The organism is Nocardioides sp. YJ-D4, from assembly GCF_054031495.1.
The window spans coordinates 3,636,786-3,659,843 of sequence record NZ_CM132932.1; the positions used below are offsets into that span (position 1 = coordinate 3,636,786).

The 23,058-nt window shown below is 69.1% G+C and carries 21 protein-coding genes; 14 read left to right on the forward strand and 7 right to left on the reverse strand.

Annotated features, from left to right (window positions below; all coding sequences use genetic code 11):
* Positions 1–20 precede the first annotated feature (20 nt).
* The 7 genes from ACW14X_RS17345 to ACW14X_RS17375 all read left to right on the forward strand — a co-directional run bounded on the left by ACW14X_RS17345 (position 21) and on the right by ACW14X_RS17375 (position 9,036).
* Positions 21–2,957, forward strand: coding sequence for a helix-turn-helix transcriptional regulator (locus ACW14X_RS17345; RefSeq protein WP_457162788.1), 2,937 nt, complete (start codon positions 21–23; stop codon positions 2,955–2,957).
* 68 nt (positions 2,958–3,025) lie between these two features.
* Complete coding sequence (locus ACW14X_RS17350; protein ID WP_160026609.1) at positions 3,026–3,616, forward strand: hypothetical protein; 591 nt, start codon at positions 3,026–3,028, stop codon at positions 3,614–3,616.
* A 50-nt stretch (positions 3,617–3,666) separates the two neighbouring features.
* Entirely contained in the window at positions 3,667–4,518 is an 852-nt protein-coding gene (locus ACW14X_RS17355) for an aldo/keto reductase (RefSeq protein ID WP_457162789.1), read from the forward strand.
* Between the two features lie 248 nt (positions 4,519–4,766).
* A complete protein-coding gene (gene dnaK / locus ACW14X_RS17360; RefSeq protein WP_160026611.1) occupies positions 4,767–6,626 on the forward strand; it encodes a molecular chaperone DnaK in 1,860 nt (619 codons plus the stop codon).
* Positions 6,623–7,330: a nucleotide exchange factor GrpE gene (grpE, locus tag ACW14X_RS17365; protein WP_160026612.1), complete on the forward strand. Its 708-nt coding sequence runs from the start codon at positions 6,623–6,625 to the stop codon at positions 7,328–7,330. Before dnaK ends, grpE begins: the two co-directional genes overlap by 4 nt.
* Before the next feature lie 81 nt (positions 7,331–7,411).
* Complete coding sequence (locus tag ACW14X_RS17370) at positions 7,412–8,602, forward strand: DnaJ C-terminal domain-containing protein (RefSeq protein ID WP_160026613.1); 1,191 nt, start codon at positions 7,412–7,414, stop codon at positions 8,600–8,602.
* Entirely contained in the window at positions 8,602–9,036 is a 435-nt protein-coding gene (locus ACW14X_RS17375; RefSeq protein ID WP_160026614.1) for a heat shock protein transcriptional repressor HspR, read from the forward strand. The genes ACW14X_RS17370 and ACW14X_RS17375 overlap by 1 nt, the downstream gene beginning before the upstream one ends.
* Before the next feature lie 214 nt (positions 9,037–9,250).
* Here the strand turns inward: ACW14X_RS17375 and ACW14X_RS17380 are convergent, their stop codons facing one another.
* The 6 genes from ACW14X_RS17380 to ACW14X_RS17405 all read right to left on the reverse strand — a co-directional run bounded on the left by ACW14X_RS17380 (position 9,251) and on the right by ACW14X_RS17405 (position 13,582).
* The gene (locus tag ACW14X_RS17380) at positions 9,251–10,009 is read right to left on the reverse strand and encodes a DUF6230 family protein (RefSeq protein WP_160026615.1); all 759 of its coding nucleotides are present in this window, start codon (positions 10,007–10,009) and stop codon (positions 9,251–9,253) included.
* Positions 10,006–10,998, reverse strand: coding sequence for a hypothetical protein (locus ACW14X_RS17385; protein WP_457162790.1), 993 nt, complete (start codon positions 10,996–10,998; stop codon positions 10,006–10,008). The genes ACW14X_RS17380 and ACW14X_RS17385 overlap by 4 nt, the downstream gene beginning before the upstream one ends.
* A 5-nt stretch (positions 10,999–11,003) precedes the next feature.
* Positions 11,004–11,483 carry a DUF6114 domain-containing protein gene (locus tag ACW14X_RS17390; RefSeq protein ID WP_160026617.1) on the reverse strand — a complete coding sequence of 160 codons (480 nt, stop codon included), beginning with the start codon at positions 11,481–11,483 and terminating at the stop codon, positions 11,004–11,006.
* Complete coding sequence (locus ACW14X_RS17395; RefSeq protein WP_457162791.1) at positions 11,480–12,391, reverse strand: DUF6230 family protein; 912 nt, start codon at positions 12,389–12,391, stop codon at positions 11,480–11,482. Before ACW14X_RS17395 ends, ACW14X_RS17390 begins: the two co-directional genes overlap by 4 nt.
* Entirely contained in the window at positions 12,388–12,891 is a 504-nt protein-coding gene (locus tag ACW14X_RS17400) for a DUF6114 domain-containing protein (RefSeq protein WP_457162792.1), read from the reverse strand. The genes ACW14X_RS17395 and ACW14X_RS17400 overlap by 4 nt, the downstream gene beginning before the upstream one ends.
* 85 nt (positions 12,892–12,976) lie before the next feature.
* A complete protein-coding gene (locus ACW14X_RS17405) occupies positions 12,977–13,582 on the reverse strand; it encodes a DUF6230 family protein (RefSeq protein WP_160026620.1) in 606 nt (201 codons plus the stop codon).
* 277 nt (positions 13,583–13,859) lie between these two features.
* On the opposite strand from ACW14X_RS17405, the gene lepB (ACW14X_RS17410) reads away from it, so the two are divergent.
* The 6 genes from lepB (ACW14X_RS17410) to ACW14X_RS17435 all read left to right on the forward strand — a co-directional run bounded on the left by lepB (ACW14X_RS17410) (position 13,860) and on the right by ACW14X_RS17435 (position 19,814).
* Positions 13,860–14,498 carry a signal peptidase I gene (lepB, locus tag ACW14X_RS17410; RefSeq protein WP_457162793.1) on the forward strand — a complete coding sequence of 213 codons (639 nt, stop codon included), beginning with the start codon at positions 13,860–13,862 and terminating at the stop codon, positions 14,496–14,498.
* Positions 14,495–15,052 carry a signal peptidase I gene (lepB, locus tag ACW14X_RS17415; RefSeq protein ID WP_457162794.1) on the forward strand — a complete coding sequence of 186 codons (558 nt, stop codon included), beginning with the start codon at positions 14,495–14,497 and terminating at the stop codon, positions 15,050–15,052. Before lepB (ACW14X_RS17410) ends, lepB (ACW14X_RS17415) begins: the two co-directional genes overlap by 4 nt.
* A 150-nt stretch (positions 15,053–15,202) precedes the next feature.
* Positions 15,203–16,522: a hypothetical protein gene (locus ACW14X_RS17420; protein ID WP_457162795.1), complete on the forward strand. Its 1,320-nt coding sequence runs from the start codon at positions 15,203–15,205 to the stop codon at positions 16,520–16,522.
* On the forward strand, positions 16,519–17,520 hold the full coding sequence (locus ACW14X_RS17425; RefSeq protein WP_457162796.1) for an Abi-alpha family protein: 1,002 nt from the start codon (positions 16,519–16,521) through the stop codon (positions 17,518–17,520). The genes ACW14X_RS17420 and ACW14X_RS17425 overlap by 4 nt, the downstream gene beginning before the upstream one ends.
* An 81-nt stretch (positions 17,521–17,601) precedes the next feature.
* Entirely contained in the window at positions 17,602–18,924 is a 1,323-nt protein-coding gene (locus ACW14X_RS17430) for a hypothetical protein (protein WP_457162797.1), read from the forward strand.
* The gene (locus ACW14X_RS17435) at positions 18,921–19,814 is read left to right on the forward strand and encodes an Abi-alpha family protein (RefSeq protein WP_457162798.1); all 894 of its coding nucleotides are present in this window, start codon (positions 18,921–18,923) and stop codon (positions 19,812–19,814) included. Before ACW14X_RS17430 ends, ACW14X_RS17435 begins: the two co-directional genes overlap by 4 nt.
* On the opposite strand, the gene ACW14X_RS17440 is transcribed toward ACW14X_RS17435, so the two are convergent.
* Complete coding sequence (locus ACW14X_RS17440; RefSeq protein WP_457162799.1) at positions 19,783–20,646, reverse strand: DUF692 domain-containing protein; 864 nt, start codon at positions 20,644–20,646, stop codon at positions 19,783–19,785. The genes ACW14X_RS17435 and ACW14X_RS17440 overlap by 32 nt on opposite strands.
* A 148-nt stretch (positions 20,647–20,794) precedes the next feature.
* On the opposite strand from ACW14X_RS17440, the gene ACW14X_RS17445 reads away from it, so the two are divergent.
* Positions 20,795–23,044, forward strand: a complete 2,250-nt coding sequence (locus ACW14X_RS17445) for a transglycosylase domain-containing protein (RefSeq protein WP_457162800.1) — start codon at positions 20,795–20,797, stop codon at positions 23,042–23,044.
* Positions 23,045–23,058 lie beyond the last annotated feature (14 nt).

Below are 23,058 nucleotides of genomic sequence, written 5' to 3' on the forward strand. Positions count from 1 at the left end.
GAGGCGCGATGATAGGGGACATGGCGCAAAGTGCTCGGTCATTCGTAGGTCGCGACCCTGAGTTGCGCACCCTCACCGGGCTGCTCGGCGTCTCGTCCGCCGAGGAGTCGGGCTCGACGTCGGGCCGGCGTCAGCACGTCCTCCTCGCCGGTGACGCCGGTGTCGGCAAGACGCGTCTGCTCACCGCGCTGCGCGACCGTGCCGTGTCCGACGGCTGGCAGGTGCACGCGGGGCACTGCGTCGACTTCGGCGAGAGCGCCGTGGCGTACATGCCGTTCTCGGAGATCCTCGACCGGATCGTCGCGGACCTGCCCGACGTGGTCGAGCGGGTGGCGGCCGACTACCCGGCGCTGGCCAGGCTGAGGCCCGTACGCCGCGTGATGGGCGCCAACCAGGGAGCCGCCCCGACCGGCACCGACCGCGGGCAGCTCTTCGACGCCGTCCACACCCTCTTCGAGGCGGCCGCCGAGAAGGCGCCGCTGCTGGTCGTGGTCGAGGACACCCACTGGGCCGACCAGTCCACCCGCGACCTGCTGACCTACCTCTTCACCCGGCCCTACGTCGGCCCCGTCGCGATGGTCGCGTCCTACCGCGCCGACGACATCCACCGCCGGCACCCGCTGCGCCGCCAGGTCGGCGAATGGGGCCGGCTGCCCGACGTCGAGCGGATCGTCCTGGAGCCGCTCTCCGACGACTCGGTGCGACTGCTCGTCCACGAGCTGGCCCCCGGCAAGGTCGACGCCGAACGAGTCGTACGCCGTGCCGAGGGCAACGCCTTCTTCGTCGAGGAGCTGGTGCAGGCCGGCTGCGATGAGGATCTCCCGGTCGACCTCGCCGACCTGCTGCTGGTGCGGCTGGACCGGCTCGACGGCTCGGCCCGGAGCGTGGTCCGCACGGCGAGCATCGCCGGGCGCCGGGTCACCCACGAGCTGCTCGCCGCGGTGACCGAGATGAAGACCGACGAGCTCGATGACGCGCTGCGCACGGCCGTCGAGCAGAAGGTGCTCGAGCCGACCGGTTCGCGCTACACGTTCCGCCACGCGCTGCTCGCCGAGGCGGTCTACGACGACCTGCTGCCCGGTGAGCGGGTGCGTCTGCACGCCCGGTTCGCCGAGGTGCTGAAGGAGACGCCCGGGCTGGGTGCGGCCGCGGAGCTCGCGCTGCACGCCAAGCACGCCGGCGACCTCGCGACCGCGCTACGGGCTCGCATCGCCGCGGCCGAGGAGGCCCGCAGCGTCAGTGGTGTGGGCGAGGCCGCTCACCACTACGAGAAGGCGCTGGGCCTCGCCGCCGACCCGAAGGTCGCCCAGGCGGCCGCGGTCAACCTGGACCGGGTCTACGAGCGCGCCGCCGACACGCTCATCCTCGCCGGACTGCCCTCGCGGGCCGACGCGATCCTGGCCGAGCGGCTCGACGCCATCCCGGCCGGCCAGTCGGTGGGGCGGGCGCTGCTGCTGGCGACCCGGGCCGAGGCGGCCCTCGCGATGGAGAACGGCGACCCGCTCACCCACTCCCACGACGCGATGGTCGCGCTCCCGGCCAACGCGGAGCCGAAGGCGCGGTGTGCGGTTCTCGCCGTGCGCACCCGCACGCTGGTCACCTTCCGCCGCAGCGAGGAGGCCGAGGCGGTCGGGCTGGAGGGCATCGAGATCGCCGAGCGGCACAGCCTCTCCAAGCTCGCCTCCGACATGGCCACCAGCCTGTCGATGCTCAAGGTCCGCACCGGCCGCGGTGGCGGCGACAAGGTCGAGGGCTTCCGGCAGGTGCTGCGCGAGACGATCGAGCAGGCGCGACAGGTCGGTTCGACGTACGCCGTCAGCCGGGGGCTGTTCACGCTCGGCCGCTCCTACGACGAAGCCGGTGACTACGCGGAGGCGTTGAGGTGGTTCCGGGCGGTGATCGACGACGCCGGCGGCGAGTCGCTGCAGTGGTCGCCCTACGCCGCCGCGGCCCGTGCCGACATCGTCCGGATCCAGATGGTCCTGGGGGAGTGGCGGGAGGCGCTCGAGCTGACCGGCGGCAACCTGCCGGACGCGCCGCCGATCCCGGTCGCGCTCCTCGACATGCTCCGGATGATGATGGAGCAGGCGCAGGGGGCATCGGTCGGTGACGCGGCCAACGCGCTGCGACCGTTCTGGACCCAGGAGGGCCTGGTCGCCCTCTACGGCTCGGTCGTGGAGATGACCGCGCTCGCCCGTGCCGGCGACCCCGAGGGAGTGCTCAGGGTCTACGCGGAGACGGTCGAGACCCTCTCCCAGTTCTGGACCGAGTGGTTCGGCGGCCGCGTGCGGCTGGCGGTCGTGGCCGCCTCCGGGATCGCGCAGATGCTGCCCTCGCTGCCGGCGGCGCGGTGGCCCGCGTTGGTGGAGGCCGTCGACGGGCTGCACAGCGACGGCGAGCAGGTGGTCGCGCAGTACGAGCCCGGAGAGTGGGGTCCGGAGGGCCGCTCCTGGACAGCCCGGCTGGAGGCGGAGGTGCTCCGCGTCCACTGGCTGGCCGGCATCGACGCCCCGCCCCAGGAGACGCTGCTGGCGGCGTGGGAGCGCGCCGAGCAGCAGGTCGAGGCCTACGGCGACGTCCCAGGTCTGGCCGCCGTCCGGACGACGTACGCCACGATCCAGCGGGCCATGGGCGACGTGGCCGGCTCGCGGGTGACCGCCGACAAGGCCCGGACGACCGCGAAGCGGCTCGGCCTGCAGCCGTTGCTCGACGAGCTCAGATCGCTCGGCGCGACGGCGGTCAAGCAGCAGCAGGCGACGTCGACGTCGCTGACGCCGCGGGAGAGCGAGATCCTGACGCTGGTGGCCGCGGGACGCAGCAACGGCGAGATCGGCAAACAGCTGTTCATCTCCACGAAGACGGTTTCCGTGCATGTCTCGAACATTCTCGGGAAGCTGGGTGCCGGGAGTCGCACGGAGGCAGCCGCCATCGCTCGTCGTCAGCAGCTGATCAGCTGAACGTGTGGTGCTCGGTAGGAACCTGTGGCTGAATTGTCACCATCACCACGGCGGGTCGAGGAGCAGATGTGAAGCAGGGCGGGCAGCACCCGATCGCAGCCGGAGTCACGGCGCTCGTCGCGGTCGCGGTCGGAGTGGGACTGATCATCGGGATCGCGATGTTTGTCGGTGCCAACATCCTGGGCCTCGGCGGCGACGGTGCCGCCGACGACCAGGCCACCGACCCGGACGCGGGTGCCTCGCTCTACGCTCCGTCGCCCAAGCCGACCAAGACCGCGAGCGGGCCGGCGATCACGCTCAACGCCTCGCCCACGAGCGCTCCCGAGAAGCAGGCGGCCACCACGAGCCCGTCGCCGTCCAAGACCGTTGAGGAGAAGCCTGCGAAGAAGGAGATCACCCTCCAGGCGGGAACCGTCCAGGCGGAGCCGATGGAGCGGATCGACCTCAGCGGCATCTACCCGCGCGGCGAGGGCGCCATCCTCCGCCTGGAGCGCAACGACGGCCAGGGCTGGGAGGACTTCGGGATCCCGGACGTACCGGTCACCGGCGAGCAGTTCTCCACCCCGATCCAGTCCGGCCGGATCGGGAAGCACAAGTTCCGGATGAAGGACATCGACACCGGCATCTACTCCAACGTGGTGACCGTGACGATCGGCTGAGACGGAGCCGAGGATGGAATAGGCCATCGCACGCTTGGTTGTATGGAGACATGACGGTTCCCACGATCAAGCTCAATGACGGCACTTCGATCCCGCAGTACGGTCTCGGCGTCTGGCAGGTTCCGCAGGACGAGACCGAGCAGGTGGTGAGCCAGGCTCTCGAGGTCGGCTACCGCCACATCGACACCGCGCAGATGTATCAGAACGAGGCCGGAGTCGGCGCCGCGCTGAAGAGCGCCGGACTCGCCCGCGAGGACGTCTACGTCACCACCAAGCTCAACAACTCCCAGCACGAACCCGCCAAGGCGAAGGCATCGCTGGAGAGGTCCCTGGAGCTGCTCGGCCTGGACCGCGTCGACCTCTTCCTGATCCACTGGCCGCTGCCGACGCAGTACGACGGGACGTACGCGAAGACGTGGGAGGCCCTCGTCGGCCTCCGCGAGGAGGGCCTGACCACCTCCGTCGGCGTCTCCAACTTCCAGCCCGACCACCTCGACAAGATCGTCGCCGAGACCGGCGTCGCCCCCGCGGTCAACCAGATCGAGGTCCACCCCTACTTCGCCAACGAGGCCGCTCGCGCCGCCACCCTGGCGCACGGCGCGAAGGTCGAGTCGTGGTCCCCGCTCGGACAGGGTGGCGGTGAGCTCACCGACCCGGTGGTCGCCGAGATCGCCTCCGCCCACGGAAAGTCGCCCGCCCAGGTGCTGCTCCGCTGGCAGATCGATCGTGGCGACATCGTCTTCCCCAAGTCCGTACGCCGCGAGCGGCTCGAGGAGAACCTCGCGATCTTCGACTTCGAGCTGAGCACCGACCAGGTGACGGCCCTCGCGGCCCTCGACAAGGGCGAGTCCGGCCGCTCCGGCCCCAACCCCGACACCTTCGACTGGATCCCGTCCTACTGATCCCCGCCTCCCGCCGAGTCGGCCCGTCCTGACGGGCCGACTCGACCTGGTTTTGGCCGGCGTTGGAATAGGGGGCGTAGGGTCTTCGTTGTGGAGAGTGAACGAAGTTGAGTTGATCCGACTCAACTTGTTTGCAACACTCGGCGGCAGCAGTCGCTGGGCGGGTGCAGAACAACCCAAGTCTTCCGGGGTCTCCCCAGGGAACACAGTCCACATACACACAGCTTCAACAAGCGGAGGTAGCAAAGATGGCACGTGCCGTCGGTATCGACCTCGGGACCACCAACTCGGTCGTCTCGGTTCTGGAGGGTGGCGAGGCCACCGTCATCGCGAATGCCGAAGGCGCCCGTACGACGCCTTCCGTGGTCGCGTTCAGCAAGTCCGGTGAGGTGCTGGTCGGTGAGGTCGCCAAGCGCCAGGCCGTCACCAACGTGGACCGCACGATCAAGTCGGTCAAGCGTCACATGGGCACCGACTGGAAGGTGTCCATCGACGACAAGGACTTCACGCCGCAGCAGATCAGCGCGTTCGTCCTGCAAAAGCTCAAGCGCGACGCCGAGGCCTACCTCGGTGAGACGGTGACCGACGCGGTCATCACCGTCCCGGCCTACTTCTCCGACGCCCAGCGTCAGGCCACCAAGGAGGCCGGTGAGATCGCGGGCCTCAACGTCTCCCGCATCGTCAACGAGCCCACCGCCGCCGCGCTGGCCTACGGCCTCGACAAGGGCGACGACCAGACCATCCTCGTCTTCGACCTCGGTGGCGGCACGTTCGACGTGTCCCTGCTCGAGATCGGTGAGGGTGTCGTCGAGGTCAAGGCGACCTCCGGTGACAACCACCTCGGTGGTGACGACTGGGACAACGCGATCGTCAAGTGGATGGTCGGGAAGTTCAAGGCCGCCAACGGTGTCGACCTCGCCGCCGACAAGATCGCCGCCCAGCGCCTCCAGGAGGCCGCCGAGAAGGCGAAGATCGAGCTCTCCTCCTCGCAGAACACGAGCATCCACCTGCCCTACATCACCCACGGTGAGTCCGGCCCCCTCCACTTCGAGGAGACCCTGACCCGGGCGGAGTTCCAGAAGATCACCGCGGACCTGCTCGACCGCACCAAGAAGCCGTTCGAGTCCGTCCTCAAGGACGCCGGCGTCGCGCTCAAGGACATCGACCACGTCGTCCTGGTCGGCGGTTCGACCCGGATGCCGGCCGTGACCGACCTGGTCAAGAGCCTGCTCGGTGGCAAGGAGCCCAACAAGGGCGTCAACCCGGACGAGGTCGTCGCCGTCGGTGCCGCGCTGCAGGCCGGCGTGCTGAAGGGCGAGGTCAAGGACGTACTGCTCCTCGACGTCACCCCGCTGAGCCTCGGCATCGAGACCAAGGGCGGTGTCTTCACCACCCTGATCGAGCGCAACACCACCATCCCGACCAAGCGCTCCGAGATCTTCACCACGGCTGACGACAACCAGCCGAGCGTCGAGATCAAGGTCGCCCAGGGCGAGCGCCCGATGTGGTCGGAGAACCAGCCGCTGGGCAACTTCGAGCTGACCGGCCTCCCGCCGGCGCCGCGTGGCGTGCCGAAGATCGAGGTCACCTTCGACATCGACGCCAACGGCATCGTGCACGTCTCCGCCAAGGACCAGGCCTCGGGCCGCGAGCAGTCCATGACGATCTCCGGCGGCTCCGCGCTGTCGAAGGACGACATCGACCGCATGGTCAAGGAGGCGGAGCAGTACGCCGAGGAGGACGCCAAGCGTCGCGAGTCCATCGAGATCCGCAACCAGGGTGACAGCCTCGTCTACACCACCGAGAAGTTCATCACCGACTCCGGCGACAAGGTCCCGGACGACGTGAAGACCGAGGTGCAGGCCGACCTGGACGCCCTGAAGAAGGTCCTCGAGGACACCGAGGCCGACAAGGACGCCATCCAGACCGCGATCACCAAGCTCGGTGAGTCCTCGCAGAAGATGGGTGCGGCCATGTACGCCGCGGCCGAGGCCGAGCAGTCCGCTGCCGGCGGTGCCACCGGTGCGACCGGTGAGGCCGACGACGACGTCGTCGACGCCGAGATCGTCGACGAGCCCGTCGAGGGTGAAGAGGGCGACAAGAAGTGACGAAGCGCCGCCCCGGCGGGGCGGAGGAGGCCGTCGAGGAGACGACCACCGAGGCCCCGCCCGAGACCGACCCCGAGACAGAGGCTGGCGAGGAGTCGACCGAGGATTCCGAGGTGGACGCTCCTGAGGGCGACGCCTCGGAGTCGGACGACGCCGCCGAGACTGGATCCGACGAGGATGGCTCCGCCGAAGCGGCGGAGGACAAGGCGGACGAGGCAGACGACGAGGACGACGTGATCGTTGACGACAGCGAGGTGGACTTCATGGGCGATGCCGCCGACGAGGTCGACAAGCGGGTCGCCGAGCTGACCACGGACCTGCAGCGTCTCCAGGCCGAGTACGTCAACTACAAGAGGCGGGTCGACCGTGACCGCGAGCTGGTCTCGCAGAACGCGACCTACAAGGTGCTCACTCCGATCGTGGAGGTGCTCGACACCATCGACCGTGCCCGCGAGCACGGCGAGGTCGACGGCGGCTTCAAGGCCGTCGCCGACCAGCTCGAGAAGATCGTGACCAACCTGGGTCTGAAGAAGTTCGGTGAGCCGGGCGACGTCTTCGATCCCAACCGTCACGAGGCGCTCAGCCACATGGGCACCGACCCGGAGGTCGAGGAGACCTCGGTCAAGCTGGTCGCCAAGGCCGGCTACATGATCGGCGACCGGGTGGTCAGGGCCGCGCAGGTCCTGGTCGTCGACCCGGAGTGACCCGGAGTGACAACGATGGGTGGCCGAGGCTGTCGAGAGATCGACGGCCTCGGTCACCGAGAAGAAGGGAGGAGGGGCTAGGTGGCTGAGAACGACGGGATCCGGCCGGACTGGATCAACAAGGACTACTACGCCGAGCTGGGCGTCAAGAAGGACGCCTCGGGCGACGACATCAAGAAGGCCTATCGCAAGCTCGCGCGGGCCAACCACCCCGACTCCAACCCCGGCGACGACGCCAAGCACGAGAAGTTCAAGAAGGTAGCCGAGGCCTACGACGTCATCGGCGACGCCGAGAAGCGCAAGAAGTACGACGAGGTCCGCACCCTCGGCGCCTCGGGCGGGTTCCCGGGCGGCTTCGGTGGCACGGGTGGCGGCCGCGGCTACAACTTCGACGACCTCTTCGGTGCCGGCGGCGCCCAGGGTGGTGGCCTCGGTGACATGTTCGGCGACCTCTTCGGCGGTGCCGGCGGCGGTGGAGGCTTCGGTGGGCGGCGTACGACCCCGAGGGCTCGGCCGATCAAGGGTGCCGACGTCGAGACGAGCGCCACGATCGGGTTCACCGACGCGCTTGACGGCGTGACCATCTCGCTGCGGCTGACCTCGGACGCCGCCTGTCCCGACTGCAACGGCACCGGTGGCAAGCCCGGCACCAAGCCGCGGGTCTGCCCCGAGTGCGAGGGCGCGGGCTACGTCGTCAACTCCGTCGGCGGCGCGTTCTCGATGAACGAGACCTGCCCGCGCTGCGGTGGCCGCCAGCTGATCTACGACGAGGCCTGCCCGACCTGCCACGGCTCCGGTCGCGGCACCTCCGCCCGCACCATCCAGGCGCGCATCCCGGCGGGCGTCAAGGACCGTCAGCGGATCCGGCTCAAGGGCAAGGGTGCCGCCGGTGAGAACGGCGGCCCGGCCGGTGACCTCTACGTCACCGTGCACGTCACGCCGCACCGCGTCTTCGGCCGCAAGGACGACAACCTCACCATCGACGTGCCGGTCGGGTTCGACGAGCTGGCTCTCGGCGCCGAGGCCAAGCTGCCGACGCTGTCCGGCTCGCCGGTGACGCTGCGGATCCCCGCAGGGACCCCCAACGGACGTACGTTCCGGGTCCGCGGCAAGGGGTTCCGCCGCTCGGACGGCACCGTGGGTGACCTGCTCGCGACCGTCGAGGTGCAGATCCCGGCCGTGCTCGACGCCGATGCCAAGGCCGCCGTCGAGGCCTATCGGGCCGCGATGGCCGGCAAGCCCCTGCGTACGTCCCTTCTCGAGGAGTCATGATGAGTGACGGATTCGGCAGCCCGGCGCCGGATGCCGCGGTCTACGTGATCAGCGTCGCCGCGGAGCTGACCGGGCTGCACCCGCAGACACTGCGTACCTACGAGCGGATGGGCCTGATCACCCCCGGTCGCACCGGGGGCGGCGGGCGGCGCTACTCCTTCCACGACATCGAGCTGCTGCGCTCGATCGCGGACCTGACCGCGGCCGGCATCGGCATCGAGGGCGTGCGTCGCATCCTCGCGCTCGAGCAGCACGTCGACGCCCTGCGCCGGCGCAACGAAGAGCTGCTGCACGAGCTGGCCGCGACCCGCGAGGCGCTCGCCCAGGCGCGGGCGGCGGCGCCCGAGCCGAAGGGGCCGACCAGCAGGCTTCCTGCGGTTCGTCAGGCCCCGCCAGGACAGGCGATCGTGGTCTGGCGACGCCAGCAGGGCTAGCACAGTACTAACTGATCGCTCGATAGATTTGTTGGCGAGTTGTGGATTTCGGGTAAAACCGATGTGGGTTCGACACCCGCATACTGAGGAGTAAGCCGCGGGTGTCGGACCAACCCCCATATGGTCGGGGCACACGCGGCGGACCCGGTGGAGCCGACCCGAGACGGACCCGCCGGGTCCTTCCACTTTTGCGAGTTCTCGGCGCCGGTGCGCCTCAGTTCGGGAACGTCCCCGCCTGCGCCGCCGCCTTGCAGGACTGGTTGCCGGGAAGCAGCTCGATCTCCAGGTTCGGCAGGGTCACCTTGCCCTCGATCTGGGCCTGCCAGACGTCGCCGTAGACGGAGTTGAGGTCGGCGACGGTCGCGTCGATGCCGGTGAAGCCCTGGCCGTTGTTGTGGCCGCCGTTGCCGCTGGCCTGGTACCAGCTCGGGTCGAACGCCTGGGGCAGGCCCATCGGGTTGGCGGCGTACGGCGCGCTTCCCGGGTTGGTGGTCAGGTCGGTGGGGGCCAGCCCGATCTGGGCGACCCCCTGCAGGTTGATCCCCGGCCCGGCGGCGGCACGGAGCTGGGTGATGTCGAAGACGGCCATCTGGGCGTTGATCTCGTTGGTCGCCGGGTCATCGTCCCCGGAGGTGAGCCTGATCGTGTAGCTGCCGAGCATCCCGACCTCCTCCACCCGGGAGAGGCAGAAGCCGTTCATCGTCGCGCTCGCGAAGCCGGCACGCAGGACCGGCGTCCAGTCGCCACCGCTGCTGGCGGCCGCCTGGGTCTGCACCAGCGAGGTGCCGAAGGCGGCGTCGGCCGCGTGGATGTTGGTCGAGGAGAAGGTCGAGCTGCCGTTGTTGATCGTCAGCGTGGGGCTGAAGACCGCGGACGCGGAGGACCCCATCGTCGCGACCATCCCGGCGAGCAGGCCGAGGCCGACCGTCGTCGCGGCGACCATGCGTCGCCAGCGTGTGCCGTACGTGCTCATCCCGCGGTCACCGTGATCGTCGTGTGGGGGAGCTGGATCGAGTTGAGCGGGTTCGTGGTGCCGCCTGGGGGATAGACGTACGGGTCGTTGCCCGCGTTGTTGTCGTGGGTGAACAGGTAGTAGAACTCCAGGTTCGCCGCCAGGATGTTGTAGTCACCGCCGGCCGCGAGGCCACTGAGGATCGCGGTGACCAGGTCGTTCCAGCCGCCGGTGCCGTCGCCGGCGAGCGTACGGATCTTCATCCGGCACGAGTCACCGTTCCAGCCGGCGGTGCAGATGGTGTTCTTCTGCGAGGTCGTGGTCAGGCCGGCGGCGATGATCAGGATGCCGGCCAGGTTGGTGACCGTTCTCCACGGGATCGCCACCCAGGAGTCGCCGGTGGTGAGCAGGTTCGTCTTCACCCCCGGCCCGCCGACGGTGAACGGGCCGTCCGGGGCGATCCGCAGGGTGTGAGCCACCTTCGCGCTGGGGGCGGGTGCCGTCGTCGACCTCGCGGAGAGCACCGGAGCGCCGAACGAGGCGACGTTGTTGCGGAAGACGAGGTCGCTGAAGGCGATCTGGAACAGGCACATCGAGCCGGTGGCGGCGTAGTAGTAGGTGAAGCCCTTGTTGCTGTCGCAGTTGCCGTCGCTGCTGTTGGTGTAGATGCCACGCACGTCGGCGGCCACGTTGGTGGTGCTGCTTCCGTTCGGCTCGCCCGCGGTCAGGATCCACCGCGTCCCGGACAGGCAGGGGAACATCCGGGTCCCGAAGAGGCGGCTCTGGAAGGCGCCGTTGTCGCCGCTGTTCTTGAGCGGTACGACCTGCCGCCGCTGCTGCGGGTTGCTGCTGCCCGGCTGGTCGCACTGGAACGGCTGATAGCTGTTGTTCTGACTGCTCGCCGCGGCCCGGTCGTCGGGTGAGGGCCACAGCGCCGAGGACATGATGAGGAGCGCGATCGCGGTGACGACGACAAGGCGTTGCTTGCCGACGGTGAGCTGGTGGGACACGGCGGTCAGCCGCCGGAGGTGACGCGCTTGGGCGGCCGCGGCTTCTTCTCGCCCCAGGACCAGATCATCGAGCCGCCGATGATGCCGAGGACGGAGCCGAGGACGAAGCCGCCCAGGTTGGCAGTCGGGAACGCACCGAGCGCGATCAGGAACGCGACGATCCCCGAGAGCGACTTGTAGTGCGGTGCCAGCCAGGTGACCAGCCCGAACATGATCAGCGCTCCGCCCATGACGTAGCCGGCGGAGTACGACCAGCCGCCGGTCAGGGCGATGCCGATGTCGAACGACATCCAGTAGATGATCCAGGCGCCGGCCACGATGAGCCACAGTGCACCCCAGAAGGGTCGCGTACGCCGCCACGCGCGGAACCACGAGCGGGCCGCTGCGAGGAACGCGCCGAGCCGGTTGCGGCGTACGTTCTCCGGTCGGGAGTCGGTGGAGAAGCCGAGGTCGTCCGTCAACGACCGGGTGGTGGATTCGGTCATGAGCAGTCCGCCTGGGTCCTGGCCCCGGGAACGACCTTGATGTTCAGCTCCGGCAGGGTGATGTTGCCCTTGAGGTTGAGCCCGTAGCTGTTTCCGTTGAGGCCGGCCACGTTGAGCTGGCGGGCGTAGAGGCCGAAGGCTCCTGCCTTGGGTAGCTGGTTGGGGTTGCCCTCGAAGGTGAGGCCAGCGGAGTCGCCGACGGTCTCGGCCGACTGGCCGAGGTTCATGCCGGAGATCTTGTTGCCGTAGCCGCTGAGCGCGTCGGCGTTGATGAAGAGGTTGGTCGCCGAGATCGCGTTGCCGAGGCTGCCCTCGGTGAGCTTGCCCGTGCTCGGGTCGGTGGTGGTGCCCGTCGGGATCGTGCTGCCGCTGTAGCTGTCCGGGATGTCGTCACCGGCGGTGATCATCAGCGAGTAGCTCCCGACGAGCGGGATGTTCTCGGTAGCGATCCCGCACAGGCCGGCGAGCTTGGCCTGGTGGATGCCGAGCTCGGTGACGCCGCACTGCGCCTGTACGTCGGCGACACCGGGATCGCAGTCCGTGGCCCCCTGGCGGCTGGTCGGGGCGAGGTAGCCCGCGGCGTGCTCGGCGTCGAGGTAGTTGGAGTAGAGCTTGAACTTGGCGTTCCCGGTGGTGAAGTTCACCGCCAGAGCGTTCTGCGAGACCGCGCCGAACATGGCCACGAGCGCGGCGCTCCCGACGATCATCAGCGGCAGCGAGCGCTTGCGGCTGCCGCGACGTACGGACTCCGCATCCGCCTTCATCTGTGCCGACTGCTCCGTGGCACGGTCGACGGCGGCGTACGCGGCGCGGTAGATGCGGCCCGTGAGCCGGCCCCACGCGCCGAGAAGGCCGGACTCCTCGCCCCAGGGTTCGGGCCGCTCGAAGCGGCGGGCGCGAGGGCTCATGCGATCGCTCCGCTCCGGGCCGGCTTGCCCGCTGCCTTGCGAGCGCGCTTGCGGGCGTCCTTCTCGGCCATCTTGGCCAGCTGCTTGTCGGTGTAGGGGGTCCAGGCGACGATCAGGGCGCCACCGGTGACGCCGGCGACGGTGCCGATGATCAGGCCGCCGAGGTTGGCCAGCGGGAGGGCCGCGATGGCGAGCGCTACCGAGACGATCCCTGGGAACGTCCGCTGCGCGGGCATGAACATCGCGATCAGCGCCGCGGCAGCCATGGCGAACGAGATCAGCACCGGCGGCAGGGTCCTGTCGCCGAAGGCTGCGAAGATCGTGAAGTCGAGCTGCTTGGACAGCATCGAGGATCCGATCATCCACGACGACCACAGCAGGATCAGGCTCCCCCAGAAGGGGCGGGTGCGCCGGAAGCCCTTGAAGCCGCGCGGGATGGGGACGGCGGCTGGGGTGCTCACGGTGGGTTCTTCGGGGTCGATGGGCGTCTTGTCAGGCATGGGGTTCTCCGGCGGGGCTGGGGCAGAGGTGTTGGCGGGCGCTCCGGAACGCCCGCCAACTACTGCGGGCTGATGAGGTGGAGCGCTACGGGTTGAGCGTGATCGACAGGTTGTCGAGGCTCAGCGAGCTCAGCTGAACCGCGTACGCCTTCGCCGACAGGTTGTTGAGCACCTGCTGGCCGCTCTGGCCGGCGCTCTGCGCGGCCTGGAGTGCGAAGCCGTCCGCCACGTAGCCGGGGCCGCCCGGGTCGAACCCGGCGTCGGCCTGCGACTGGCCCAGGGTGACGTTGGCCATCGTGGCGCCGCTCGGTGTGTTGAGCGAGGCCGCGTTCAACGCCACGTCGCCGAGGTTGATCGCCGAGTCGGTCGAGGTGATCCCCAGGTTGAGGCTCAGGCCCGGGAGCACCTCGACCTCGGGTGTCACGACGTTGAGCCCGTTGGCGACGGAGCCCTCGGTCTGGGCGTAGATCGTGCCCTGGTTGTTGCCGGCAGAGCCGACCTCAGTGGCGCCGGTGCGCATCTTCAGCGCGTCGGCGGTGAGGCTCGTGCGCATGTCGAACCCGCCGGTGGACGAGATGACCGCTCCGACCATGCCGGACAGCATCGCGTACCCCATACCGGCGGAGACGACCGCCGCCGGCAGCGTCACGGCCGCGAAGCGGCCGAGACTGGTATGCCCCATCTTGTTCATATGTGCTCCCTCGTTGAACCCGTCCCTCACGGGCTGATGAACCCGAGAAAAGTGCGCCGCCCGTGGGCCCTAATACCCGGGGCGGCATCACAGACTGTGACGGGCACCACGTGCTACGGTCAAGCAAATCTGGACATTTTGTCCCTAAATGTCTACGAAGTGTGGCGAACCCTGCGTGGGTTTGGCCTCGCTGTCGTCGACCTGCCCGAAAGAGAGTGTGATTGTGTTCGGAGGACCTCGAAACGCTCGTTTCGCTGACGAACGCGGCGTCGCCGGAATGGTCGTCGGGTGGGTCGCGCTGGTGGCGTTCCTGCTGGTCATGACCGTGGTCGTCGCCGCCCTTTTCGGCTCGTTCACGGTCAAGGGACGCAGCATGGAGCCGACGATGGTCTCCGGTGAGCGGATCCTGCTCGACCCGCTGCACAACGACGACATCGAACGCTTCGACCTGGTCCAGGGCATCGAGCCCGGCCCGGAGCGTTTCGGCGGTGGCGGGCAGGTGGTCAAGCGGGTGATCGGGATGCCCGGCGACCGGGTCGCGATCGTCGGCGGCGAGAAGCCGGTCGTCTATGTGAGCCCCGCCGGCTCCGGCGATGTCTACCGGGTCGACAACCCTGCCTGGCCGGCCAGGATCGGGACCGAGGTCGGCATGTGCTGCGATCCGGGTGGGACGTACGACGACGATGCCGCGTCCGGGGTCTGGGCGACAGTCCCGGACGACTCGCTGTGGGTTCTCGGGGACAACTGGGGCCGCTCGACGGACTCCCGCGGGTTCGGGTTCCTGCCGGTGGCGGACGTCTCCGGCAAGGCGTGGCTGCGGCTGCTCCCGGCCGGCTCGTTCGGCCGGTTCGGCGACGGCGGTGTCGAGCTGGTCGAGGTGGCCGTGCCTGTCGCCGGGCTGGACGTACGGCCGTGAGGAAGGTCCTCACGGCGAGCGGTGTCGGCGCCGCGGTCGCGGCCTTCGTCGCGCTGGTCCTGGTGGTCGCCGCGCTCGCCTTCTCGGTCACCGTCGATGGGACGAGCATGGAACCGACGCTGCGCGACGGCGACCGGATGCTCCTCGAGTTCTGGACCCACGACGAGATCGAACGCTTCGACGTCGTCGAGGCGGACGCGCCGAGCGCTGTGTCCGGTGGCGGCACCCGGATCCTCAAGCGGGTGATCGGAATGCCGGGCGACCGGGTCTCGATCTCCCGCGATGCGCGGGTACTGGTCCGGCCGGCGGGCGAGGACGAGACCTATGTGGTCGAGAACCCGGCCTGGTCGGCCGAGGCTGGTGCCGAGCTGGAGTGGCTGACGGTCCCCGAGGGTGCCTACTGGCTTCTCGGCGACAACTGGAGCGCCTCCACCGACTCGCGCAGCTTCGGTTTCGTCGATGCCGACGCCGTCCATGGCAGGGTGGTGTTCCGAATGCTCCCTCTCGGTCGGAACGGGATGATCACCCGGGACGTACGACTCGCTCCCGTCTAACCAGGGTCGATCTTTGGATCGATCACTGAGTGACCGATGGACATTTTGCCCCAAGTTGTCAAACGGTGGACTAGCCTTCCCGCCAGGGAGACCACGACACCGCTTGAACCTGGGGCGGTCTCGTGGATGAGGAAATGAAGGTCAGGTCTTGTGTCTAACACCATTTCGGCGGGGTTGACCCTGCTAGGCGAGTTCAACTGGTTCGAGTTCTGGTCGGTCCCGATCTTCACCGCCGTGATCGGCTGGCTCATCAACTGGTCGGGGCTGTGGATGCTCTTCTCCCCGATCCATTTCCACGGGATCACCGTGCCGGGTCTCAAGCAGATCGCCGGCACGCTGCCGCGCAAGGTCCAGGAGATCCCGGGCATCCTGCGCGGCGGGCTCGGCTGGCAGGGGATCGTGCCGGCGCGGGCCGCGAAGATGGGCTCGATCGCCGTCGACCGGGCGCTGTCGCAGATGGCGACCGCCCGAGACTTCTACGAGCAGCTCGAGCCGGACAAGATCGCCGCCCACATCGTCGACGTCTTCCGTCCCGAGATCCCGCTGCTCGTCGACGAGATCATGTGGCGTGAGCATCCCCGGTTCTGGCGCGATCTGCCGCGGCCGCTGCGTACGGTCGTGATCCAGCGGGTCCAGGACCGGCTTCCCGAGGTCGTCGGTGACGTGACCGTCGAGATCGGCAACCACATCGACCAGATCTTCGACCCGAAGATCATGGTGATCGAGAACTTCGAGAAGGACCCCTCGATCATCGTGCGGATCTTCAAGGACTTCGGTGCCCGCGAGCTGCGGATGATGGTCGTCTTCGGCGCGATCTTCGGCTTCCTGCTCGGCATCCCGGTCGCCGTCGTCGACCAGGCCTTCCACATCTGGTGGCTGCTGCCGATCCTCGGTGTGCTGGTCGGCTGGACGACCAACCTGCTCGGCATGCTGCTCATCTTCGAGCCCGCCGAGCCCAAGCGGATCGGCCCGTTCAAGATCCAGGCGCTCTTCGCCCGGCGCCAGTGGCAGGCCTCCGACGTCTACGGCAAGCACATAGCCAAGGACGTGATCACGCTCGAGCACATCGGTGAGCACCTGCTCAACGGGCCGTCCGGCGACCGCACCCGCCAGATGCTGGCCGCGGCCCTCGAGCCGGCGGTCAACGCAGCGGTCGGACCGGCCTACGGCGCGGTCCGAGTGGCGGTCGGGACCAGGAGGTTCGACGCGATCCGGTCCTCGGTCGCCGAGCAGGCCGTCGACTACACGCTCACCCCGCTGCGGGACGCCGCCTTCAGCCAGCAGCAGTCGTGCAACATCCGCCGGCTGATCGCCGACCGGTGCAGGGCTCTACCTCCGAAGACCTTCGTTGAGATGATGAGAGCCGCGATCAAGGAGGACGAGTGGCTGCTCTACGCCCACGGGGCGATCATGGGGCTGGCGGGCGGGTTTCTGCACGTGGCAGTCTTCGAATGGTGGAACGTGTTGTGAGCGCCCTCCACATCAACACCGAGCCGGGGGCCCGTCGACCACGCTCGATCGAGCCGCCCGAAGAGCTCGTCGAGGGCCGTGAGGGGATGCACCGCATGCCCACGCCGGCCCCGAGGGGCGGTCTCGTCGACGATGCGATGGAGGTCCTCCCGGGTCTGCTCAGGATCTCCGCGGTCACGGTCGCCCACACCGCGGGCTGGGGGCTGAGGACGTACGCCCGTGGGGTGGGGCGGGTCGCGAAGGCGGTCGTCGACCCCGACGAGGCGGTCCGGCTCACCGAGGACGTGGCGACCAACGCCCGCCAGGTGACCGCCCTCGCGAAGCGGGTCGCCACGGGCAACCCGGTCACCGGTCTGCTGGAGCGTTTCGCGCTGCCGGCGGCCGAGAGCGCGAGGGCGGCGATGGAGGGTCGCGCCGCGCGGGTCAACGGAGTCGCCCCGGGCACGGAACCCGACCGCCTGCGGCGGACCGGCGAGGAGCTGCTGCGCCGCTCGCGCGACGTATGGGACGAGAACGAGCGCCACCCGGCCTTCGTGTCGATCCTCAATGAGCTGGCCCCCGACGAGGCCCGCATCCTCGTGCTGATGCTCAAGGACGGCCCGCAGCCGGCCGTCGACGTGGTCGAGGGTGGCCTGATCGGCCATCTGCGCGGGGCGCGGATGATCGCCCGCGGTCTGACCATGATCGGCGCGCAGGCCAGCGTGCGCTACCCGTCGCTGGTACCTCAGTACCTCAACAACCTGACCCGGCTCGGCCTGGTCTGGCAGTCGGAGGACCCGGTCAGCGAGCTGATCCGCTACCAGGTGGTCGAGGCGCAGCCTGACGTACTCGCGGCGCTTCACGCCAAGGGTGGTGCCCGGATCAAGCGGCGCTCGATCCACCTGACCCCGTTCGGGCAGGACTTCGCCCGGGCCTGCTTCGCCGACGTCCAGGATCTCGACCGGTTGCCGAGTCATGAGATCCCGCCCGGCGCGGCGACGGAAGCCTCAACCGAATAGCAGACGCTTCGGGGTGTTTGCGTTCGCCTGTGGGTAGGGTACGCATACTGACGGTCTGGAACTCTGGCGGAAGGAGCTCGGATGTCGCCGGAGTGGCAGGACTCGCTGGTCAGCTGGTTCGACGACTGGGCTGCCCACGTCCACTGGCTCTCGCTGATCACCATCCCGATCTTCACCGGTGTGATCGGCTGGCTGATCAACTGGTCGGGCCTCTACATGCTCTTCTCCCCGCTCGCCTTCAAGGGCTTCCAGGTCCCCGGGCTGCGCGAGCTGACCAGGGTGCTGCCGCACAAGCTGCAAGAGGTCCCGGGCTTCGCCCAGGGCGGGATCGGCTGGCAGGGCATCATCCCCGCTCGGGCCGCGAAGATGGGCTCGATCGCCGTCGACAAGGCGATCGCCAAGCTCGGCACGCCCAGTGACTTCTACCAGCAGCTCGGCCCCTCGGAGATCGCCACGCACATCGTGGAGACCTTCCGCCCGGAGGTGCCCGAGCTGGTCGAACAGATCATGATGCGCGAGCACCCACGGCTCTGGCGCGACCTGCCGCGGCCGGTCAAGGACGCGATCGCCGTCCGGGTGCAGGCGCAGCTCCCCTCGATCGTGCACAAGGTCACCGACGACATCGGCGTACACATCGACCAGCTGCTCGACCCGAAGCTGATGGTCATCGACCACTTCCGCAAGAACCCCGCCCTGGTGGTCAGGATCTTCCGTGACTTCGGGCAGCGCGAGCTCAACCTGATGGTCGCCTTCGGGTTCATCTTCGGCTTCCTGCTCGGCATCCCGGTGGCGCTGGTCGACCAGACCTTCCACCTGTGGTGGCTGCTTCCTGTGCTCGGCGTGGTCGTGGGCTGGGTCACCAACCTGCTCGGCATGTGGCTGATCTTCGAGCCCGCCGAGCCGCGACGCATCCTGGGGATCAAGGTGCAGGGCCTCTTCCCGCGCCGCCAGGAGCAGGCCGCGGAGGTCTACGCCGACATCATCGCCACCGACGTGATCACGCTCGAGCGCATCGGCGACTTCCTGCTCGACGGTCCCCGCGGCGACGCCACCCGCAAGCTGCTGATCAACGCGCTGATGCCCGCGGTGGACAGAGCGGCCGGGCCCTACCGAGGTGCGGTGCGGATAGCGCTCGGGTCGGAGCGGTTCGACCGGATCAGCACCTCGGTCGCCAACGAGGCGGCGGATCGTACGCTGGTGCCGTTCCGCGATCCCGGCTTCAGCCGTCACCAGGCGGACAAGATCCGTGACCTGGTCGCGCGGCGCACCAAGGAGCTTCCACCGGGCGACTTCGTGGACATGATGAGGTCAGCGATCAAGGAGGACGAATGGATGCTCTACGCCCACGGCGCGATCATGGGACTCGCGGGCGGCTTCCTTCACCTTCTAATCTTTCCGACATGAGTCTCCTGGGCAAGGTCGTCCCGACCGCCTCCGCCGTGGCCGGCACCGCTCCCGGTCTGGCGAGGGTGGCGGCGGGTGCTGCCTGGCACACGGCCGGGTGGGGCCTGCGCACCTCCAGCCGCGCCGGCATCCGGGTCGCCCGGGCGATGGTCGACCAGGACGTACGCGTGGGGTTGATGCGGGAGACGGCCGAGGCCGTGGGCATCGTCGCCGGCACCGCTGCCCGGATCATCCTGCCCAACTCGAACCAGGTGATGGAGCTCTCCGACGCCGACTACGAGGCCGCCGGCCGCGATGTCGTGCTAGCCCGCACACGGGAGGCCGAGGCGTCCGAGGACTCCCTGCCGGTGCTGCGCCGACGAGGGGCCGAGCTGCTCGACCGGTCCCGCGACGTCTGGGCCGATGAGCAGGGGCACCCGGCGTACGCCCGGATCCTCGACGAGCTCGCGCCCGACGAGGCGCGGATGCTGCTCTACCTGCTCCAGGCCGGGCCGCAGCCCTCGGTGGACATTCGCACCGGTGGACCGGCGGGCCTCGTCGGCAGCACCATGATCGCGCCCGGCCTCAACATGATCGCGGGGCGCAGCGGCGTGCGCTATCCGGACCGGGTGCCGGCCTATCTCAACAACCTGTTCCGGCTCGGGCTGGTGTGGTTCTCCAAGGAGCCGCTGCCCGACCCGCTGGAATACCAGGTCCTCGAAGCTCAGCCCGACGTGCTCGAGGCGCTGCACTCGGTGAAGTTCGCCAAGATCGTGCGCCGGTCGGTGCACCTGACGCCGTTCGGTGAGGCCTTCGGCCGCACCACACTGGTGGACGAGGTCTCGGCCGAGTCCACCTTCCCGGAGCATCAGGCTCCGGTCACGGGTGGGGCGGACCTGCCGAAGGCGTAGGGATCGCCTCGGCGAGCTTCGTGAACTCGGGGTCGACGGTCTGCGGCGACACATCGGCGTCGCGCTCGAGCATGATCCCGGGGAGCCGTCGCCCGGCGTACGCCTCGACCGCGGTCGCGAGCAGCGACAGCACCGGCGTCGGCATCGGGTGGGCGTGGGTGTCGATGTAGAGGCCCTCGCGCTCGGTGCCGCCGGCGACGTGCATGTAGGCGACCGCGTCGAGCGGGAAGCGGGCCAGGTCGGCGACGGGGTCGGAGCCGCGGGCGACCGCGGAGGCGTAGAGGTTGGCGACATCGAGGACGAGGCGTACGCCGGTGCGCTCGACGAGCTCGGTGAGGAAGTCGGGCTCGCTGATGGTGTCCTCGGGCCAGGTGAAGGTGGCCGCGATGTTCTCGATCGCGAGCGGCACCGGCAGCTGGCCCTGTGCGATCCGGACGTTGTCGACCAGCACGTCGAGCGAGTCCTTCGTGCGCGGCGGCGGCAGCAGGTGGCCTGCTTCAAGGACGTCGCCGTGCAGCGGGTCGGGTGAGTCGCTCGCCCGCACGAACGCGACGTGCTCGGAGACGAACGGGCTCTCGAGGACCTCGGCGAGCTCGGCCAGCCGGGTGAGGCGGGCCTCCGCGGGGCGGTCGGCGCCGGCCAGGCCGAGGGTGACCCCGTGGGCGATGACCGGGACGCCGAGATCCCGGACAGCCTGCGGGACCTGCTCCGGCGCGGTGTTCTCCGCGACCACCTCGGTGAACCCGAGACGGCCGGAGGCTGCGTACGTCTGGAGGAGCTCGGCGATCGCGGGACGCCAAGCCACGGCGACTCCGGAGACCGAGGGGTTCACAGGGAGAAGTGTGGCGGATCGAACGCGATCGTTGTGGGGCCTTCCGGTATTCTGAACACCTGTTCTCCAATCGTTCAGCAACCCTCGCCGGTCCTGGCTCGAGGCCCGGGTAGGAGCCCCCATCTTGGCGCGCAAAGTCGTTCGTTCCATGCCGTTTCACCGCGTCGCGATGCGGTTCGCGGCATTCATCGGCGTCGCCGCGGTGACGGGGCTGGTCGCCTCCGGCATGGCGGTTCCGTTCATCCACCTGACCGGCGTCGCGGCCAAGTCCGGCGCCCAGGCGATCGACGATCTGCCCCTCGACATCGACATGGGCGAGCTGTCGCAGACGACCCGCATCCTGGACGTGCACGGCAAGGTGATCACGACCCTCTACGACCAGAACCGGTCCTACAAGGCGCTCGACGAGATCTCGCCGAACATGCCGAAGGCACTGCTCGCGATCGAGGACAGCCGCTTCTACGAGCACGGCGCGATGGACCTCAAGGGCACGCTGCGGGCGCTGCTGCGCAACTCGGCCTCCGAGTCGGGCTCGGTGCAGGGTGGCTCGTCGATCACCCAGCAGCTGGTCAAGACGACTCTCGTCTACGGAGCCGACACCGACGAGGAGCGGGCCGCCGCGACCGAGAAGTCCACGGCCCGCAAGATCCGCGAGCTCCGCTATGCGATCTGGCTCGAGGAGAACCACGACAAGGACTGGATCCTCGAGCGCTACCTCAACGCGGCCTACTTCGGCGACTCCGCCTACGGGGTCCAGGCGGCCGCGAAGCACTACTTCGGCGTCGACGCCGCCGATCTGACCTGGGGGCAGGCCTCGATGCTGGCCGGGATGGTGAAGAACCCGACCGGCTACGACCCGACCGACTACCCGGACGCCACCCTGGCGCGCCGCAACCTGGTGCTCGAGCGGCTGGCCCAGGTCGGCGACCTGCCGCGTGCCGACGCCGAGAAGCTCAAGGAGACCGAGCTCGGCCTCAACGTCCAGGACAGCCGCAACGGCTGCTTCGGATCCTCGGCGGAGTTCTTCTGCGACTACGCGCTGCGGTGGCTGCTCGCCGACAAGTCGCTGGGCGAGACCGAGGCCGAGCGCTGGCGGCTGCTCCAGACCGGCGGTCTGACCATCAGGACGACCCTGGACGCGAGCTTCCAGAAGGCGGCGCAGCGGTCGGTGAGCGGCCGCGTCTCGCCCACCGACAACGCGGTCGGCGCCCTGGCGATGGTCGAGCCCGGCACGGGCAACGTCAAGGCGCTCGCGCAGTCGCGGCCGATGGGGGAGAACCGGAAGAAGGGCGAGTCCTACCTGAACTACCTGGTGCCGAAGGAGTACGGCGACGCCAACGGCTTCCAGGCAGGCTCGACCTTCAAGGTCTTCGTCGGCGCCGCGGCGATCGAGAAGGGCTTCCCGCTGCGGCAGGAGATCCCGTCGCCGCCCAAGCGGACCTTCAACCAGGCGTCCTTCGCCAACTGCCCCGGCGAGGGCAACTTCAACCCCAACCCCTACCCGGTCGGCAACTCGACCACCTCGGGCAACAAGAACCTCTACACCGGCACCCGCGAGTCGGTGAACACCTTCTACGTCCGGCTCGAGCAGTTCACCGGCGTCTGCGCCCCCTACACGCTCGCGAAGAAGATGGGCGTCAGCCTGACCGACCCCGCCCACGAGCGGGTGCCGTCCTTCACCCTCGGCCCGGTCGATGTCAGCCCGCTGGAGATGGCCGAGGCGTACGCGACCTTCGGTGCCCGCGGCAAGCACTGCGACTCGCGGCCGGTGACCGAGATCGTCGGCCCGGACGGGAAGACGATGAAGGAGTACGCGGCCTCGTGCGAGCAGGTGATGCGTACCGGCACGGCCGATGCGATGAACGACATCCTCCGTGGCGTGCTGCAGCCGGGTGGGTTCGGGCAGAAGCTCGCGCTGAGCGTGCCGTCGGCCGGCAAGACCGGGACGACCAACAGCAACCGCGCGGTGTGGTTCAACGGCTACACGCCCAAGTTGGCGACCGCGTCGATGATCGCCGGAGCCAACTACGAGGGCAAGTGGGTCTCCCTCAACGGCCAGCGCCTGCGCGGCGGGTACGTCGCCTCGGCGTCGGGCTCGACCGTCGCCGGGCCGATGTGGGCCGACGCGATGCGGGCGATCGACGGCAAGCTGGGCTCGGCCGGCTTCGTACGTCCTGGTGCCAGCGTCGTCAACGGCAAGGGCGTCAAGATCCCGAAGGTCGAGGGGCTCTCCATCGCCCGGGCCACCGCCCGCCTCAAGGCGGCTGGGTTCAAGCCGGTCGTCGGCAAGCGGGTGAAGTCGCGCTGGAAGGCGGGCACGGTCGTCGGCACGGTTCCGGGAAGCCGGGCGATCAAGGGCGCGACGGTCGAGATGCTCGTGTCGAAGTGGCGCGGGTGACGGGTGGATGTTCA

Bases quoted from the DNA above. Each gene is read 5' to 3' on its own strand.
- lepB (WP_457162793.1), top strand. From the start codon at position 13,860: ATGGTCGTCGGGTGGGTCGCGCTGGTGGCGTTCCTGCTGGTCATGACC.
- ACW14X_RS17375 (WP_160026614.1), top strand. From the start codon at position 8,602: ATGAGTGACGGATTCGGCAGCCCGGCGCCGGATGCCGCGGTCTACGTG.
- ACW14X_RS17430 (WP_457162797.1), top strand. From the start codon at position 17,602: ATGTCGCCGGAGTGGCAGGACTCGCTGGTCAGCTGGTTCGACGACTGG.
- ACW14X_RS17400 (WP_457162792.1), bottom strand. From the start codon at position 12,891: ATGCCTGACAAGACGCCCATCGACCCCGAAGAACCCACCGTGAGCACC.
- ACW14X_RS17435 (WP_457162798.1), top strand. From the start codon at position 18,921: ATGAGTCTCCTGGGCAAGGTCGTCCCGACCGCCTCCGCCGTGGCCGGC.
- ACW14X_RS17405 (WP_160026620.1), bottom strand. From the start codon at position 13,582: ATGAACAAGATGGGGCATACCAGTCTCGGCCGCTTCGCGGCCGTGACG.
- ACW14X_RS17390 (WP_160026617.1), bottom strand. From the start codon at position 11,483: ATGACCGAATCCACCACCCGGTCGTTGACGGACGACCTCGGCTTCTCC.
- dnaK (WP_160026611.1), top strand. From the start codon at position 4,767: ATGGCACGTGCCGTCGGTATCGACCTCGGGACCACCAACTCGGTCGTC.
- ACW14X_RS17380 (WP_160026615.1), bottom strand. From the start codon at position 10,009: ATGAGCACGTACGGCACACGCTGGCGACGCATGGTCGCCGCGACGACG.
- ACW14X_RS17445 (WP_457162800.1), top strand. From the start codon at position 20,795: ATGCCGTTTCACCGCGTCGCGATGCGGTTCGCGGCATTCATCGGCGTC.
- ACW14X_RS17355 (WP_457162789.1), top strand. From the start codon at position 3,667: ATGACGGTTCCCACGATCAAGCTCAATGACGGCACTTCGATCCCGCAG.
- ACW14X_RS17395 (WP_457162791.1), bottom strand. From the start codon at position 12,391: ATGAGCCCTCGCGCCCGCCGCTTCGAGCGGCCCGAACCCTGGGGCGAG.
- ACW14X_RS17345 (WP_457162788.1), top strand. From the start codon at position 21: ATGGCGCAAAGTGCTCGGTCATTCGTAGGTCGCGACCCTGAGTTGCGC.